Source organism: Bradyrhizobium sp. AZCC 1578, assembly GCF_036924675.1.
Taxonomy (GTDB): Bacteria; Pseudomonadota; Alphaproteobacteria; order Rhizobiales; family Xanthobacteraceae; genus Bradyrhizobium.
Window position 1 is genome coordinate 5,178,012 of the sequence record NZ_JAZHRZ010000001.1, and the last position, 16,178, is coordinate 5,194,189.

A 16,178-nucleotide genomic window follows, 5' to 3' on the forward strand; every position below is an offset into this window, starting at 1 on the left:
GCGGCGCGGCACGCAGTGACGCGACGCAGAGCCGGGACCCACGACTCTCGCCCGAACCGATGGACCCCGGAACAGCAGCGCATCACGCCGCAAGGGCGGCGCGCTGCGCAGCATCCGGGGAACGCCGGCCCGGGCGGTGCCACCCGAAAAACTCCGCGACATGTGAACCGCTTCACATCTGCCTCCGCCGCGCCGTGCTCTGCTTGCGCCATGCGCAATTCCGGGGGACGCGCCATGATCTATGGCGGCTTTGAAATCCAGTCGTTCGAAGCAGGGAGAGGGCTATGGCACGCCAGGATTCAACGGGCCGACCAGGAGCCGGTGGTGATCGACGGCCTGGCGTTTCCGACCCTCGAAGTCGGCTTCGCCTGGTCGGATCCGGAAGCGGCGATCACGGATGCGAAAGCCCATATCGATCGTTTCATGCCGCGGTTCGCGAATCCGTAAGCACGACCGGCGGAACTGCCGGCCGCATCTCTTTGCCCCTGCCCGAACAGACCCTGCAAGCGACGCCGGTGCTTTCGAGCTGCCCGGATTGCAGCGCATCGCTCGCGGTGCTGCGCATCATTCCCGGCCGTGCCGGCGCCGAATACTGGACCATGCGATGCACGCGCTGCGGCGGGATCCATCTGGAGATCGTCAATGCCTCGACGGCCCCGATGACGGCGTAAGGCGCGGCGGTTCCGAATCGCCATTGCTGACATCTGCTGACATGACGAAGCGCAGTATCGCGCGCAAGGCCGTTTGCCCTTTTCTCGCTGGCTGACTCGTCCCATATTCGCCGGATGGCGAAGAAACCTGACACCCCAAAAAAGCCCGGCAAATCCCCCAAATCGAAGGCGCATCGGCCAGACGTGCAGCCGATCGGGCCGGCACTGGCCGAGCTGCTCAATCCCGCGCTCAACCGCGGCGATGCCGGCATGGGCTCGGGCACTGGCCTGCAGCCGCCGCCGGACAATTCCTGGGATCGCCGCGCCGGCGGCGAGGCCGCGGCGCATCGCGCGCGCGCCTCGACGCGCGGAACCAGCGCGGACGTCGGCAAACGCGATGCATCCCCACAAGGCCTCGAAGAATCCCCCCAAGCCAACTACGGCACCGCGGCCACCATCCCGACCCTCGATCCCGAGCTCGCGCGCCAACTCGGCCTGCCGACCGCGGAAGATGACGAGGAAGCGCTCGCTCGCCCGCCGCGCAACAAGATGGAAGCGCTCGGCGTCAAAGCCACCGCCGATGCGCTGGAAAGCCTGATCCGCGATGGCCGTCCCGAATTTCGCGGCGATAACGGCCAGCTCAAGGTCTGGACGCCGCACCGGCCGCCGCGCCCGGAAAAATCCGAAGGCGGTGTGCGCTTCGAGATCAAATCCGAATACCAGCCGAAGGGCGACCAGCCGACCGCGATCGCCGAACTGGTCGAAGGCATCAACCGCAACGACCGCACCCAGGTGCTGCTCGGCGTCACCGGCTCCGGAAAAACCTACACCATGGCCAAGGTGATCGAGGCGACGCAGCGCCCGGCCCTGATTCTCGCGCCGAACAAGACGCTGGCCGCGCAGCTCTATGGCGAGTTCAAGAATTTTTTTCCCGACAACGCGGTCGAGTATTTCGTCTCCTACTACGACTACTACCAGCCCGAGGCTTACGTCCCGCGCACCGACACCTACATCGAAAAGGATTCGTCCATCAACGAGCAGATCGACCGCATGCGCCATTCGGCGACGCGCGCGCTGCTCGAGCGCGACGACGTCATCATCGTGGCGTCCGTGTCGTGCATCTACGGTATCGGCTCGGTCGAGACCTACACCGCGATGACCTTTGCGCTGAAGAAGGGCGAGCGCATCGACCAGCGGCAGTTGATCGCCGACCTCGTCGCGCTGCAGTACAAGCGCACGCAGGCCGATTTCACCCGCGGCACGTTCCGCGTCCGCGGCGACGTCATCGACATCTTCCCGGCGCACTATGAGGACCGCGCCTGGCGCGTGAACCTGTTCGGCGACACCGTCGAAAATATCGAGGAGTTCGATCCGCTCACCGGCCACAAGCAGGACGATCTCGAATTCATCAAGATCTACGCCAACTCGCACTATGTGACGCCGCGGCCGACGCTGGTGCAGGCGATCAAGTCGATCAAGAGTGAACTGAAGCTGCGGCTCGACGAGCTCAACAACCAGGGGCGCCTCTTGGAAGCGCAGCGGCTGGAGCAGCGCACCAGCTTCGACCTGGAAATGATGGAAGCGACCGGAAGCTGCGCCGGCATCGAGAACTATTCGCGCTACCTCACCGGGCGCCGCCCCGGCGAGCCGCCGCCGACGCTGTTCGAATACGTGCCCGACAATGCGCTGGTGTTCGCCGACGAAAGCCACGTCACCGTGCCGCAGATCGGCGGCATGTTCCGCGGCGATTTCCGCCGCAAGGCGACGCTCGCCGAATACGGTTTCAGGCTGCCCTCCTGCATGGACAACCGCCCGCTGCGGTTCGAGGAATGGGACATGATGCGCCCGCAATCGGTCGCGGTGTCGGCGACACCCGGCGGCTGGGAGCTGAACGAAAGCGGCGGCGTGTTCGTCGAGCAGGTGATCCGTCCCACGGGCTTGATCGATCCGCCGGTCGACATTCGTCCGGCGCGCACGCAGGTCGACGATCTCGTCGGCGAAGTGCGCGCGACCGCTGCCGCGGGTTATCGCTCGCTGATTACGGTGCTCACGAAGCGCATGGCGGAAGACCTCACCGAATATTTGCACGAGCAGGGCATTCGCGTGCGCTACATGCACTCTGATATCGACACCATCGAGCGCATCGAGATCATCCGGGACTTGCGCCTCGGCGCGTTCGACGCGCTGGTCGGCATCAATTTGTTGCGCGAGGGCCTCGACATTCCCGAATGCGCGCTGGTCGCGATCCTCGACGCCGACAAGGAAGGCTTTCTGCGCAGCGAGACCTCGCTGATCCAGACCATCGGCCGCGCCGCGCGCAACGTCGACGGCAAGGTGATCCTCTACGCCGACCAGATGACCGGCTCGATGGAGCGCGCCATCGCCGAAACCAACCGGCGCCGCGAAAAGCAGGTCGAATACAACACGGCCAACGGCATCACGCCGGAAAGCGTGAAGAAGTCGATCGGCGACATCCTCAACTCCGTCTACGAGCGCGATCACGTGCTGGTCGAGATCGGCGACGGCGGCATGGCAGACGACGTCATCTCAATCGGCCACAATTTCGAGGCCGTGTTGAACGACCTGGAAACCCGCATGCGCGAAGCCGCCGCCGATTTGAACTTCGAGGAAGCCGCCAGACTCCGCGACGAAGTCAAACGCCTGCGCGCGACGGAAATGGCCGTGGTCGACGACCCCACCGCAAAACAGCGCGCCGTGCAGGGCAAAGCCGGCGCCTATGCCGGAACGAAGAAGTACGGCGAGGCCGCGAACCTGCCGACATCGGCGATGAAGAAGCGCAGCGCCTCTTCACCCTCCGCTGGAGGGGGAGGGTCGACCGCTGCAGGCGGTCGGGGCGGGGTGAGCCGCAGCGGCGGTTCTTCCACCTCCAAAGTCCACAAACCCCATCTCGACGAAATGCACGGCCCGGAATCCTTGCCCTACCGCCCCAGCGGCGCCAAACCGCGCAAGCTCGAGATCGGCAGCGGCAGCAAGATCTTCCAGCCCACGGATTCGCGGCAGTCAGGCCCGGAGTTCGGGCCAGCCCCGCGATCGAGCGGCGGCGCACCGGGGCACCGGGGCGGGTGGAAGAAGAGGTAGGGTTTGGCCACGCATGAATGTGATGAGCGGCGGCGGGTCAGCCGTCATTGCGAGCGTAGCGAAGCAATCCAGCTTCTTTCCTTGACGCTGGATTGCTTCGTCGCTGCGCTCCTCGCAATGACGCAATGGTCGTCGGTGCAGTTAGTTGTATTGTGATCCTCTGGCAATTCAAAATAATTGCGATACGCTGAGTTCATGAAACTCGGCTTTGAAGAGTCCCAATTGTCCTACACAAGCGGCTCGCAAAGCGCCCGCGCCTGGACAGAAGCTTGGGTGAAGGCTTGGGCCTACTGCCCGCACTGCGGCAACGCCAAGATTTCGTCCTTTCCCAACAACTCCCCTCTCGCCGATTTCTTTTGCCAATCCTGCAAAGAGGAATTCGAACTCAAAAGTCAGAAAGGCAGATTCGGAACGCGAGTCGTCGATGGCGCGTTCAAGACCAAGTGCGAACGCCTTGCCGCCAGCAACAATCCGAATCTGCTTCTGATGAACTACGACCTCAAATCGCTTGCGGTCGTGAACCTGTTCATCGTGCCGAAGCACTTCTTCGTCCGGGAGATCATTGAGGAGCGAAAGCCGCTGGCACCCACTGCGCGACGGGCCGGCTGGATCGGCTCCAACATCCTGCTTAGTCGAATTCCAGACTCCGGCAAGATACATATCATCCAGAACAGCGTTGTTCGCGCGAAAGAACTCGTCCTCGCCGATTGGCAGAAGACACTCTTCCTCAGAAACGAATCCCCGGAAACGCGCGGCTGGTTGCTGGATGTGATGAAGTGCGTGGAGTCGCTTGGCAAGCGGGACTTCGCCCTTGACGAGGTCTATGCTTTCGAACGGCACCTCGGAGATCTCTATCCCGGCAACCAGAACGTCAGGCCAAAGATACGGCAGCAGCTTCAATATTTGCGGGATCGCGGGTTTATTGAATTCGTTTCGCGCGGGAATTATCGTTTGCGACACTAGGGAGCCCGGCGATGGCATGGTTTCTGAATCGCTACAAGTGCGACCGCTGCAGGCGCCGATGGGCCGATGAATGGTCCTGCATGTGCGACGACACATGCCCGCATTGTGGCGCGCGGGATATGACACCGTATGAAAGCGAGGAACTGACCACGCTTATTGAGCAAGAGGGCAAGGTGTTCGTCGTCCTGTGGTCGCCAGAAACGGCGGAACACGATCCGGACTATCGCGAACTCGGTCGCTTTCCGACCCGAGAGAAGGCGTTGGAGTTTCTGGCGGCGGACCAATGACGCATTGTCATTCCGGGATGGTCCGAAGGACCATACCCGGGATCTCGAGATTCCGGGTCCGAGCTTTGATCGCCCCGCAATGACGGGCGGAGAAAGCTACCGCCCGACCGCCACCGCCAGCATCATCACATTCGTTACCAATTGCAGCGGCACCATCGGCTGTACGCGGCACTAATCGACGAACCGAAGCGACGCTTACAGGAGACTACTACTACCGATTGCGCTGCTGGCCGGGCAAATCAGGCACGGCTTGGTCCAGTCTTGCCAGCAAAAATAAACCGCTTCGCGATTACCCCAAATCACTCCTACAACTCCCGCCATCCCGCACCCGCTAGAGGGGCGTATCGCGATCGTCACGGACGTTGGGCGCGGGATGCGATGGACGCGGCAGCGTCGGGCGCGCAAGTTGATCGCGGGGCGGGCTTTGGCCTGTGAGCGAAAAGAACGGCGCGCAGACGACCGGCGCTTAAACGCTTCGACTAGAACTTCGGTCTGGCAGCATACGGGCCGATCGAAACATTCTGGTCGAGGAAGCCGCGGACGGCAAAGCCGTGTGGTCCTGGCACCCGTTGCTGGTGTCAAGCTGGCGGAGATTGATCTGACACAACCGGGTCTAGATCGATCGTCAATCCGTCAGTGACGGAGGCCAGAGGAACTCGGCTCCGAGGAGAGCGCGGTATAAGCCGTAAAACCATTGCGCAGGGAAGGCCGGGTGTTCCGGCGCACCTGCAGTCCGCCGTGTGCATTTTTGCGCACGACTGCGGGTGTTTGGGCACCCGGCTTTCCCTGCGCCCTCTTCGATTTCGAGGGCATCGTCGATCGCATGACTTCGGGCGCTTCGTGCCGCGAGAGTGTGCGAAGGCGTGTCTTGTAGGATGGGTAGAGCGAAGCGAAACCCATCCTACGGTTCTGGGTCGCCCTTCTCGGGTGGCGGCTGTTTGAAAATCGAGTTCGAGCGCGCGGCACACTCATTGTCGTCCCTGCTTTCGCACTAGGGCATCTACACGTCTTGGGGACGCGACAGATTGACTCGGGGCGGCATGATGTGCGTTCGCCGCAGCGTTTTGTATGATTCTCTCTCTGGCGCTTTGATTCGAAGGAGCGCCAGAGATGCAGCAGGAACCGGATTTGTCCCTGGGTAAGTTTGGAGACGTTCGCCTCGATAAAAGGGGGCGGCGCTTCTCCGGGCTATGCTTTGCACGCGCAGTGTCTGTTTGCGCCAGATGGCGCAGGGCAACTGGGCCGCGAACATGGCGTTCTGGCGGTTTGTGAACAATCCGCAAGTCACGATCGACAAGCTGATTGAAGGCTGGAGCCTGCAGACGTCGATGGCGGTCAGCGGGCGTCATGTGCTGTCGATCCAGGACACCAGCGAGATCAACTTCCACACTCGTCCGGGACATCGGCGCGACTTGGGCAAGGTCGGCAAAGGCAATGCTCGCGGCGTGCTGCTGCATGCCATGATGGCGGTCGATGCCGATAGCGGGGTCTGTCTCGGGCTCACCGGCGGTGAGGTGTGGACGCGCAAGCGCAAGGCCAGGATCGCTCACGAGAAGCGCGCCTTGGCCGACAAGGAATCGGCGCGCTGGGTGACGACGGCTAAGCAAGGCTGCGAGGTTCTGGTCGCTGCTCGTATGATCACCGTCGTCAACGACCGCGAGGGGGATTTCTTTGCTCACTGGTCGCTGACACCCGCTGACAATGTCCACCTCCTGTCGCGCGCCATGCACGACCATGCGCTGGTCGATGGCGGCACGCTTTATCAGGCGGTCGCGCGGGCCCGCTTCTGCGACAAGGCGGTGATCGATCTACCAAAGCGAATGGATCGCCACGGTCGCCAGGCCCACCTCTCCATGCGCCTCGGAACCGTTGTGCTCAAACGACCGCAGCGCCCCGGCGTGAAAGACCTGCCACGGGGCGTCAAAGTCAGCTTCGTGGAGGTCGTCGAGTTGCACCCCCCGAAGAGCGCCAAGCCCATTCATTGGTTGCTCCTGACCACTCATCCGGTCGTCACCGCCGCCGATGCCTGGCGGATCGTCTCCTGGTACAAGCAGCGCTGGATCATCGAACAGCTCTTTCGCTCGCTGAAGAGCCAGGGTCTGCGCATCGAGGATAGTCAGCTCGACAGCGCTGAAGGCCTGATCAAACTCGTGGCGATCGCCACCAGAGTAGCATGTATCGTCATCCAGCTCGTTCAAGCCCGCAATGGCGGCGAACAATTGCAGGTCGAATTTGTGTTCACGCCGGACGAGATCGAAGCGCTCAAGGCCATCAACAAAACCCTGAAAGGCCGCACCGAGCTCCAGAAGAACCACCATCGCCCCAACACTGTCGCCTGGGCGGCATGGATCATCGCAAAGCTCGGCGGATGGACCGGTTACGCCTCTCATCGCCCACCTGGACCAATCACCTTCCACATGGGAATGGCTCGCTTCCAACTCCTCGTATATGGCCCGGCAAGCGTGTAGATGCCCTAGTGCGAACGCAGGGACCCATACCGCGTGATCTCTCGATAGGGCTGCTTGGCAGACGCCATTCGTAAAACTTCTGCCGGTGGTTATGGGTCCCTGCGTTCGCAGGGACGACATCGAGAATGCAGCAGGGATTGGCGGCCCTTACCCCGATCGCCGGTGGCTGGTGTTCTGCGTCAGATTGCCGTGCGCGCCCTGTTCGCGAATGTTGTTCTTCTCGTCGTCGCGATGGCCTTTGGTGGTGTCGAGGGGCACGTCGGGCGCGCTGCCCGGGCCCTTGGGGCTCCGATTGTCCGGGGGAATCGGAGGCGCGGTCTTTGTCATCATGGTCTCCGTTATCAACGGAAAGACACAACGCTGGCCTTGGCGAAATCGTTCCGCAGGCGAACGGCAGCGCAATCCATGCCGCTTGCGGTGCTATGGCTAGCGGCTCCGCGTTAACGCGCCACGCTCGCGCAGCATTGCCAGCACCGCATTCAGATCCGGCACCACCGCCGCGCATCGCGCCCGCGACTCATCCGTCGGCGTCACCATGTCGGGCACCATGATGGTAATGGCGCCCGCGGCATGCGCGGCGGTCACGCCGTGGTTGGAATCCTCCACGGCCACGCAAGCCTCCGGCTTCAGGCCGAACCGCGATGCCGCGAGCAGATAGAGATCGGGATTGGGCTTGCCGCGGGCGACGTCGTCGCGGGTCAGCAGCGTTTCGAAACGGTGGCGGATACCCGCGAGCTTAAGATGCGCATTCGCCGTGCGCAGCGACGAGGAGGTGACGATCGCCATCGGACATTCGGCCGCCCGCAGCGCATCCAGGAGTTCGATCGCGCCGCTCTTCAGCGGCAAGCCTGCGCCGAGAATTTCATTGCGGTTGCTGACGAAGGCGCGGGAGACCTCCGCAAGCGGAAAGCCATCCCCGTAGCGCGCGAGCAGCATGGCCTCGCATTCCGGCCCGGGCAGGCCGACCATCGCCTGGCACAGCGTTACGGCGTCGTCAGTGAACCCATGCGCGGTGAGTGCCGCGACCAGGCTGTCGAAATAGACCCGTTCGGTGTCGAGCAGCGTGCCGTCCATGTCGAGCAGGACAGCGCTGACGTTCCATTTCCCGATCACGCCGCACCCGCGCCGGCGCGCTGGCTAGGGAGTTTGCGCAGGCACTCCGGACAGAGACAATCGCTACCGTCCAACGGCATCGGCAGGCGAAACGTCTCGTCGTTGCACCAGCAGGGGCCGGACAGGTTGCAGCCGAATTCGTTGCCGCAGCCGGTGCAGGCGAGGCGGCGCGCTGGCGCATTTTCCAAACGATCTGTCATCAACGAGGCTGAATCCTGACGTGGAATTAATCCCGGGTTCACACTGAGGCGCGTTATACTTCGCCACTATACGCTTGGGAAATTCTAAGGGAAATCCGATGGCCCGCGATTCGCAAGCAGCCCTCGTTGCGCTCAATCGCTTCGGCTTCGGCGCGCGCGGCGGGGCATCTGGCGATGTTCTCGACGCCGCATCCGATCCGCGCGGTTTCGTCAAGGCGGAACTCGGCCGTCCCAATCGCGTGCTGCTCGAAGTGCCGGGGCTGCAGTCGACGCCCGCGCTCGGCAAGGCGGTGTTCGACTATCAGTTCGAAATCCAGCAGGCCCGCGAGGCTGCCAAATCGGCCGCGCCGCCGGCTGCAGGCGAAGGCGCGTCGTCGCCACCAGATGCGAAGGCGCAGCGGCGAAACCTGTCCCTCAACGGCATCGCCATGGAGATGGCGCCCAAGGAGTCACCCAGGGAGTCACAGGCCAAGCCGGCGGAGAATCCCGGCGCGATGGCACCGGCGGAAACGATGCAGCCCAATGCGCCAAAGCCGCCGCCACAACCGCTCAACATCATCCAGAAAACCTTTCGCGCCGAGGCGCTGGCGCGGCTGCAGCGCGCCGTCATCGCCGATGGCGGATTTGCCGAGCGGCTTGTCGTGTTCTGGTCGAATCATTTCTGCATTTCCGCCAACAAGGGCGGGCCGGCGCGGATGTGGGCCGGCTCGTTCGAGCGCGAGGCGATCCGCCCGCACGTGCTCGGACGCTTCGCCGATATGCTGAAGGCGGTCGAGCAGCATCCGGCGATGCTGTTTTTCCTCGATAACCAGCAATCGCTGGGCCCGGATTCGCGCGCCGGGAAAAACCGCAACCGCGGACTGAATGAAAATCTCGCCCGCGAGATACTTGAGTTGCATACGCTCGGCGTCGGCGGCGGCTATTCGCAGGACGATGTGACGTCGCTGGCGAACATCATCACGGGCTGGACCTATGCGGGAAGGCTGGGCCAGCTCGGCGCGCCCGGCACCTTCGTGTTCAATGCCAATGCGCATCAGCCGGGCGCGCAGCGGGTGATGGGCAAGGTCTACGATGCCGAAGGCGTAGCGCAGGGCGAGGCGGTGCTGGCGGATATCGCGCGGCATCCTTCGACCGCGAAATTCATCGCGACCAAATTTGCGCGCCATTTCGTGGCGGACGATCCGCCACAGGCATTGGTGGCGCGGCTCGCCGATGTCTTCACGAAAACCGACGGCGATCTCAAGGCGCTGGCGCTGGCGCTGGTCGATTCCGACGAGGCCTGGAGTGCGCCGCTCACCAAGATCCGCTCGCCTTACGAATTTCTCGTCGCGGCCGGCCGGCTGCTGGCGCAGATTCCGAACAATCCCAACCTCTATCTCGCCGGCCTGAGGGCGCTCGGTCAGCCATTATGGTCGCCGGCCGGGCCGAACGGCTTTCCCGACACCAACGCCGCATGGCTGGCGCCGGAGGGCATGAAACTGCGCCTCGATATCTCTACCCAGATTGCATCGAGGCTCGCCGACGGCGTCGATCCGCGCGACCTGCTCGAGCTCGCGGCTGCTGACACGGCGTCGGTGGAGACACGGCGGACCGTCGAGCGCGCGGAATCGCGGCAGCAGGCGCTGGCGCTGTTGTTGATGTCGCCGGAATTCCAGAGGAGATGACGTCCATGGAAACGACAATGGGTTGCTGCGAGGACCTGCGATCGTCGCCGACGACGCGGCGGGCCGTGCTGCTCGGCGGCGCGTCCTTTGCGGCCTGGGCCTACCTGCCGAAGTTCGCGCGCGCGGCCGACGGCCGCGATCCGCGTCTGGTGCTCGTGATCCTGCGCGGCGCACTCGACGGGCTCGCCACCGTCGCACCAATCGGCGACCCCGACTATGCCGGCCTGCACGGCGCGATCGCGTTGTCGTCGAGCGGATCGAACGCGGCGCTGCCGCTCGACAATTTCTTCTCACTGCATCCGGCGATGCCGGAATTTTCGCGGATGTATCGCGAGAAGAAGGCCGCGGTGATCCACGCGGTGGCGACGCCCTACCGCGACCGTTCGCATTTCGATGGGCAGGACGTGCTCGAAAGCGGCTTTGCGGGCCCCGGCCGGGTACAGTCCGGCTGGCTCAACCGCGCGCTGGAAGGTCTGCCGAAGGGCGAGCGGGTGACGAGTGGGCTCGCAGTCGGCCCGATCACGCCGCTGGTGCTGCGCGGCGCGGCGCCGACCGTCGGCTGGGCGCCGCTCGCGTTGCCGCAGGCCAGCGAGGACACCGCGATGCGGCTGCTCGACCTCTATTCTCACCGCGATGCCGCGCTGGGCTCGGCGCTGAAGCAGGGCCTCGCGCTCGACAAGGCCGCGCAGGGCGACGACATGAAACCAAAGCCCGGCACCGGCGGCGTGGCCGCGATGCGGCTGGCGGCGCGCGGCGCGGCCCAATTGATGGCGGCCGACAATGGTCCGCGGATCGGCGCACTCGCCTTCGACGGCTGGGACACGCATGCCAATGAAGGCGGCCCGGTCGGCCGTCTGGCGCAACTGCTCGGCGGCCTCGACGGCGCACTCGCCGAATTCGAAGCCGCGCTGGGACCGCGCTGGCGCGACACGGTGATCGTGGTCGCGACCGAGTTCGGTCGCACCGCGCGCATCAACGGCACGCAAGGCACGGATCACGGCACCGGCACCGTCGCGCTACTCGCCGGCGGCGCGGTGAACGGCGGGCGGGTGATCGCGGACTGGCCGGGGCTGAAGCCGGCGAGCCTCCATCAGGGCCGCGACCTCGCGCCGACCACCGATCTGCGCGCTGTGATGAAAGGCGTGCTGAAGGATCAGTTCGGGCTGGCTGAGAAGGTGTTGGCGGACAGCGTGTTCCCGGAGAGCGCCAAGGTGAAGCCGATGCAGGGGCTGGTGGGGTAGGAGGCTAGCCCCACCCACGGTGTCGTCCCGGCCTTGAGCCGGGACCCATAACCACCGCTGGCATTGTTGGAGCACGCTGGGGAGCCAGCACGGCATAACCACGTACACTTGTGGTTATGGGTCCCTGCGTTCGCAGGGACGACACCGAACCAGACCTAATTCGTAATCCGATCGACCTCCGCCATCTCCGCCGCGCTCAGCGTCCAGCCGATCGCCTTCACGTTCTGCTCGACCTGTTCGACGCGGGTGGCGCCGGCGATGACGCTTGCGACTTGCGGGCGCTGGGCCAGCCAGGAGAAGGCGAGTTCGAGCATGGTGTGGCCGCGCTCCATCGCGAACGTCTGGAGCTTTTCGACGATATCCTCGTTGCGCGCGGTGACGTAGCGGTCCTTCAGCGCCGGCGCCTTGGCGAAGCGCGTGTCGGCGGGGGCATCAGTGCCGCGCTTGTACTTGCCGGTGAGAAGGCCGCTCGCCAGCGGGAAGAACGGCAGCAGGCCGAGCTTGTATTCCTGCGCCGCCGGCAGCAAATCGTTCTCGATGCCGCGCACCACGAGGCTGTATTCATCCTGGCAGGAGACGAAGCGGTTGACGTTCATCTGCCGCGCCATCATTTCGGCCTCCGCGATGCGCCAGGCCGGAAAGTTCGAATTGCCGATGTAGCGGACCTTGCCTTGGCGCACGAGATCGTCGAGCGCGCGCAGCGTCTCTTCCATCGGCGTCAGGGGATCGTATTCATGCTGCTGATAGAGATCGATGTAATCGGTCTTCAGCCGATTCAGGCTGGCCTCGACCGCGGACATGATGTAGCGGCGCGAGGCGCCCTGCTTGGTGCCGTCGGTCGCCATCGGTTTCGCGTACTTCGTCGCCAGCACGATATCCTTGCGGCGGTCGCCGAGCACGGTGCCGAGCACGGTCTCGGAGCCGCCCATGCCTGCATAGATGTCGGCGGTGTCGAATAGGGTGATGCCGAGGTCGATCGCCTTGTGGATGACCTTGCGCGAGGTCTCCAGATCGGTGCGCTGGCCGAAATTGTTGCAGCCGAGGCCGACGGCGGAAACACGCAGGCCGGAGCCGCCGAGGTTGCGAATTTGCATGGATCGATCCTGTGGGAAGAGCGGGAGGAGGGCGCATTGTGGCGCGCGTGGCTTCGGCCCGCAAGAAAAGCGGGCCAGCGCCCGCGCTTGGCAGCCATGCGGCACAAAAAGATGCGGCCCCGGTCAGACGCGGCGACTGACGGGGACCGCTGGGGCGCGTGATCTGAGACGGGGGGCCTGATCAGACGCAGGGGCAGGCTAGCTGCGCTTTGTTACGCGCGCGTGACGGCAGAACTTATCCACAGGCCGGCCGAAAGCCGTGCCTCAGAGCATCTTCCGGTACACGACGAAGCCGGAGCGGTCCGCCACCTTGTCGTAGAGCTGCATCGCAGTGTGGTTGGTCTCGTGCGTTTGCCAATAGACGCGGGAACATCCTGCGCGTCTGGCCTGATCGTATACGCCATCGATGAGCGCACGGCCGACGCCCTTGCCGCGCACTGTTGCGCTGGTGAAGAGGTCCTGCAGGTAGCAGTTCGGCTCGATCATGGTCGTAGAACGGTGAAACAGATAATGCGTCAGCCCGAGCAGTTCGCCGCCGCTCTCGGCCACCAGCGCATGCACCGGCTCATAAGCATCGAAAAAGCGCGCCCATGTCATCGCCGTGATCTCGGACGCCAGCGCGGTCGCGTTCGAACGGCCATAGAAGGCGTTGTAGCCGTCCCATAGCGGTAGCCATTGCGCGTAGTCCTGGCGGGTGACGAAGCGGATGGTGAGGTCGCCGGGCATGCGCGATTCCGTTTTGGTTAAGAGATGGCGCGTCAGGGACACGGGAAGGAGGGATGTCTGTTGATTAATACAGATGTGGCAGCAGACGATCAACTTATCGCTTCGCTACTCCGCGGCGCCGAGGTGCTTCGCGAGACTGCGATGGCTGCCGCGCAGCGCGCGATAATACTCCGCGCTGCCGGGATCGTCGGTGTGGCGAACGAGGTCGGTGACCGGCGTGTAGCTCAGCATGCGTCCGCCGTCGGGAAGCGCCGTGCAGGTGAAGCGCAGCACCTGTCCATCCGCGAGATCGAGGTTGATCGGCGTGGAATCGCCTGTTCGTATCATCTCGGTGCGCTTGGCAATGAAGGCGCTCAACTCGTCCTCCGGCAGTTGCCAGGCGCCGGTGTCGCGGCCGTGATACATCAGCGCAATGAAGGGCGGCTTGCTGTCGGCCTGCTCGTCGGACAGCTTGAAATAATCGCGGAACGCGCGGTTGATGAATTCGGCGCGGGTGGCGGAATCGAGCAGCACGATGCCGATATCGACCTGATCGAGCGCGGCCGACAGGCGCTCCGCGGTAGCGTGATGCTTCTTCTCCCACGCGAACGCATCGACCCATGTTTTCCGCAACAAGCCGGTGATCAACGCGGTGCCGCCGGCAGTCGCCGCCAGCAGCAGCATGCGCGCCAGGTCGGACATGTCGTAACCGGGCGTAGCGCGGTGGTTGAGGAAGAACAGCGCTGATGACGCCACCGCTATGATGGCGCTGGCTATGCCGGAGACGATGCCGCTGATGGAAGCGGCAAAGGCGACGATGCAGACGAACAGCGGCGCGGGATTGGGGACTGCAACGAAGTGTCGGTCGACAACGAAGGCGATCATCGCCGTCGCTGTCGTGAGAGCCGGACCGGAGATTGCGCGCCAGTCTAACTGCATGCCCGTTCTCGCTACTTGCCGGGAATAAGACGCGAGCATGCCTGATTGTTGCGATTGTGCACGCCTTTCTGCCGCCAGTCCTAAGAGAGCGTTGCTCGCATGCGCAAGACTTTCGCATTTTTGAAATCAAATGATATCGAGTTAAGGAACGTGGTACCGCACCCGACCATTGAGCTGCTCGACATTTTTGCAAGAGGACATCGATGCCCACTGTTTCGCCGACGCTGCTGCCGATCCTGATGCTGTTTGCTTCCAACATCTTCATGACCTTTGCCTGGTACGGCCATCTGAAATTCAAGGAAAGCCCATTGCCAATGGTGGTGCTGGCGAGCTGGGGGATCGCCTTCATCGAGTACTGGCTGGCGGTGCCGGCCAACCGCTGGGGCAGCGCGGTGTACTCGGCGGCGCAGCTCAAGACCATGCAGGAAGTGATCACGCTGGTGGTGTTCGCCTGCTTCTCGGTGCTCTATCTGAAGGAGCCGCTGGGGTGGAATCACGCACTCGGCTTTCTCTTCATCGCGATCGGCGCGTTTTTGATCTTTCACAAATGGTGAGCGCTTTTGTTCAGATCGTCGTCATTTCACCGCCGGCGCCACCCGCAATACCCGTCCGTTCGAGCTATCTGTGAGCAGCCACAGCGCGCCGTCCGGCCCCTGACGGACGTCCCTGATACGCTCGTGCAGGTTCTGCAGCAGGCGTTCCTCCGACGTCACCGCGTTGCCGTTTAGCGTCAGCCGCACCAACATTGCGCCGCGCAGCGCGCCGGTAAACAGGCTGCCGTTCCATTTCGGAAACAGCTTTCCGGTGTAGAAGGCCATGCCTGACGGCGCGATAGAAGGCACCCAATATTTGAGCGGCTGCTCCATGCCGTCCTTGGCCGTGCTCTCGTGGATTTTCGCGCCGGAATAATCGATGCCGTAGCCGATCACCGGCCAGCCGTAATTCTTGCCCTTGCCGACGACATTGACCTCGTCGCCGCCGCGCGGTCCGTGCTCGATTTCCCAGGGCTCGCCGCTCGCCGGATTGATTGCGAGCGCCTGCACGTTGCGGTGCCCGTAACTCCAGATTTCCGGCTTGGCATCAGTGCGGCCGGCGAACGGATTGCCTGGGGGTACCGATCCGTCGGGCGCGATGCGGATCAGCTTGCCGAGATGATTGCCGAGATTCTGCGCCTGGTCGCGATAGGTGAAGTGATCGCCGAGCGCCACGAACAGATTGCCGTCGTCGGCCTGCGCGATGCGGCAGCCATAATGATTGCCTGACGATAGCGGGCCCTGCTGGCGGAAGATGATCTTGACCTCGTCGAGACGGCCATTGTCGTCGCTCAGTTTCGCGCGCGCAGCCGTGGTGCGGCCGCCACCCGCGGTCCGTTCGGCGTAACAGAAATAGATGGTCCGGTTCTGCGCAAAGGATTTGTCGGTGACGACATCGTGCAGGCCGCCCTGGCCTGAGGCCCACACGTCAGGCACGCCCTTGAGCGGCGGCGAAACCTGGCCCTCCGCGCTGACGAGGCGCATGCGGCCGGGACGCTCGGTCACCAGCATCGTTCCATTGGGCAGGAATGCCAGCGCCCACGGATTGACGAGGCCCCTCGCAATGGTGCGCACCTCGAGTTCGCCCGCCGACGAGTCAAACGCCGGCTCTTCGCCGCGAGTGCCGGTGGCGATCAGGAAGGAGACGGCGAGCAGGATCGCTACCGTCAAGGCGACGGTCACAAGGCCGACGGGTGTCTTCATTTTGGTCTACATCGCGATG

Annotated in this window: 16 protein-coding genes; 9 read left to right on the plus strand and 7 right to left on the minus strand. The window is 63.7% G+C overall.

Translation table 11 applies throughout. From position 1 onward, the window contains the following. The first annotated feature begins 234 nt into the window (after nucleotides 1-234). The 6 genes from V1290_RS24880 to V1290_RS24905 all read left to right on the plus strand — a co-directional run bounded on the left by V1290_RS24880 (nucleotide 235) and on the right by V1290_RS24905 (nucleotide 7,467). Nucleotides 235-447 carry a hypothetical protein gene (locus V1290_RS24880; protein ID WP_334366811.1) on the plus strand — a complete coding sequence of 71 codons (213 nt, stop codon included), beginning with the start codon at nucleotides 235-237 and terminating at the stop codon, nucleotides 445-447. 32 nt (nucleotides 448-479) lie between these two features. Further along, nucleotides 480-671, plus strand: a complete 192-nt coding sequence (locus V1290_RS24885; RefSeq protein WP_334366812.1) for a hypothetical protein — start codon at nucleotides 480-482, stop codon at nucleotides 669-671. A 114-nt stretch (nucleotides 672-785) separates the two neighbouring features. Beyond that, complete coding sequence (gene uvrB / locus V1290_RS24890; protein WP_334366813.1) at nucleotides 786-3,749, plus strand: excinuclease ABC subunit UvrB; 2,964 nt, start codon at nucleotides 786-788, stop codon at nucleotides 3,747-3,749. A gap of 195 nt (nucleotides 3,750-3,944) precedes the next feature. Beyond that, nucleotides 3,945-4,712 carry a DpnI domain-containing protein gene (locus tag V1290_RS24895; protein ID WP_334366814.1) on the plus strand — a complete coding sequence of 256 codons (768 nt, stop codon included), beginning with the start codon at nucleotides 3,945-3,947 and terminating at the stop codon, nucleotides 4,710-4,712. A 119-nt stretch (nucleotides 4,713-4,831) separates the two neighbouring features. After that, on the plus strand, nucleotides 4,832-4,999 hold the full coding sequence (locus tag V1290_RS24900; RefSeq protein WP_334366815.1) for a hypothetical protein: 168 nt from the start codon (nucleotides 4,832-4,834) through the stop codon (nucleotides 4,997-4,999). A 1,223-nt stretch (nucleotides 5,000-6,222) separates the two neighbouring features. Next, complete coding sequence (locus V1290_RS24905) at nucleotides 6,223-7,467, plus strand: IS4 family transposase (protein ID WP_334369041.1); 1,245 nt, start codon at nucleotides 6,223-6,225, stop codon at nucleotides 7,465-7,467. A gap of 147 nt (nucleotides 7,468-7,614) precedes the next feature. Here the strand turns inward: V1290_RS24905 and V1290_RS24910 are convergent, their stop codons facing one another. The 3 genes from V1290_RS24910 to V1290_RS24920 all read right to left on the minus strand — a co-directional run bounded on the left by V1290_RS24910 (nucleotide 7,615) and on the right by V1290_RS24920 (nucleotide 8,780). Next, on the minus strand, nucleotides 7,615-7,794 hold the full coding sequence (locus tag V1290_RS24910) for a hypothetical protein (RefSeq protein ID WP_334366816.1): 180 nt from the start codon (nucleotides 7,792-7,794) through the stop codon (nucleotides 7,615-7,617). 99 nt (nucleotides 7,795-7,893) lie between these two features. Beyond that, complete coding sequence (locus V1290_RS24915) at nucleotides 7,894-8,580, minus strand: HAD family hydrolase (RefSeq protein ID WP_334366817.1); 687 nt, start codon at nucleotides 8,578-8,580, stop codon at nucleotides 7,894-7,896. After that, nucleotides 8,577-8,780: a cysteine-rich CWC family protein gene (locus tag V1290_RS24920; protein WP_334366818.1), complete on the minus strand. Its 204-nt coding sequence runs from the start codon at nucleotides 8,778-8,780 to the stop codon at nucleotides 8,577-8,579. The genes V1290_RS24915 and V1290_RS24920 overlap by 4 nt, the downstream gene beginning before the upstream one ends. 98 nt (nucleotides 8,781-8,878) lie before the next feature. On the opposite strand from V1290_RS24920, the gene V1290_RS24925 reads away from it, so the two are divergent. Both V1290_RS24925 and V1290_RS24930 read left to right on the plus strand, forming a co-directional pair. Further along, entirely contained in the window at nucleotides 8,879-10,444 is a 1,566-nt protein-coding gene (locus tag V1290_RS24925) for a DUF1800 domain-containing protein (protein ID WP_334366819.1), read from the plus strand. Further along, nucleotides 10,441-11,685: a DUF1501 domain-containing protein gene (locus tag V1290_RS24930; RefSeq protein WP_334366820.1), complete on the plus strand. Its 1,245-nt coding sequence runs from the start codon at nucleotides 10,441-10,443 to the stop codon at nucleotides 11,683-11,685. The genes V1290_RS24925 and V1290_RS24930 overlap by 4 nt, the downstream gene beginning before the upstream one ends. A gap of 155 nt (nucleotides 11,686-11,840) precedes the next feature. Here V1290_RS24930 and V1290_RS24935 read toward each other — a convergent pair whose 3' ends face one another. The 3 genes from V1290_RS24935 to V1290_RS24945 form a co-directional block, all read right to left on the minus strand. Next, the gene (locus V1290_RS24935) at nucleotides 11,841-12,779 is read right to left on the minus strand and encodes an aldo/keto reductase (RefSeq protein WP_334366821.1); all 939 of its coding nucleotides are present in this window, start codon (nucleotides 12,777-12,779) and stop codon (nucleotides 11,841-11,843) included. A gap of 264 nt (nucleotides 12,780-13,043) precedes the next feature. Continuing rightward, entirely contained in the window at nucleotides 13,044-13,505 is a 462-nt protein-coding gene (locus V1290_RS24940; RefSeq protein WP_334366822.1) for a GNAT family N-acetyltransferase, read from the minus strand. Between the two features lie 105 nt (nucleotides 13,506-13,610). Then, entirely contained in the window at nucleotides 13,611-14,423 is an 813-nt protein-coding gene (locus tag V1290_RS24945) for a PAS-domain containing protein (RefSeq protein WP_334366823.1), read from the minus strand. 203 nt (nucleotides 14,424-14,626) lie between these two features. Between V1290_RS24945 and V1290_RS24950 the strand changes: the two genes are divergently transcribed. Further along, entirely contained in the window at nucleotides 14,627-14,977 is a 351-nt protein-coding gene (locus V1290_RS24950; RefSeq protein ID WP_334366824.1) for a DMT family protein, read from the plus strand. A gap of 21 nt (nucleotides 14,978-14,998) precedes the next feature. Here the strand turns inward: V1290_RS24950 and V1290_RS24955 are convergent, their stop codons facing one another. Further along, complete coding sequence (locus V1290_RS24955) at nucleotides 14,999-16,159, minus strand: PQQ-dependent sugar dehydrogenase (RefSeq protein ID WP_334366825.1); 1,161 nt, start codon at nucleotides 16,157-16,159, stop codon at nucleotides 14,999-15,001. Nucleotides 16,160-16,178: the final 19 nt, after the last annotated feature.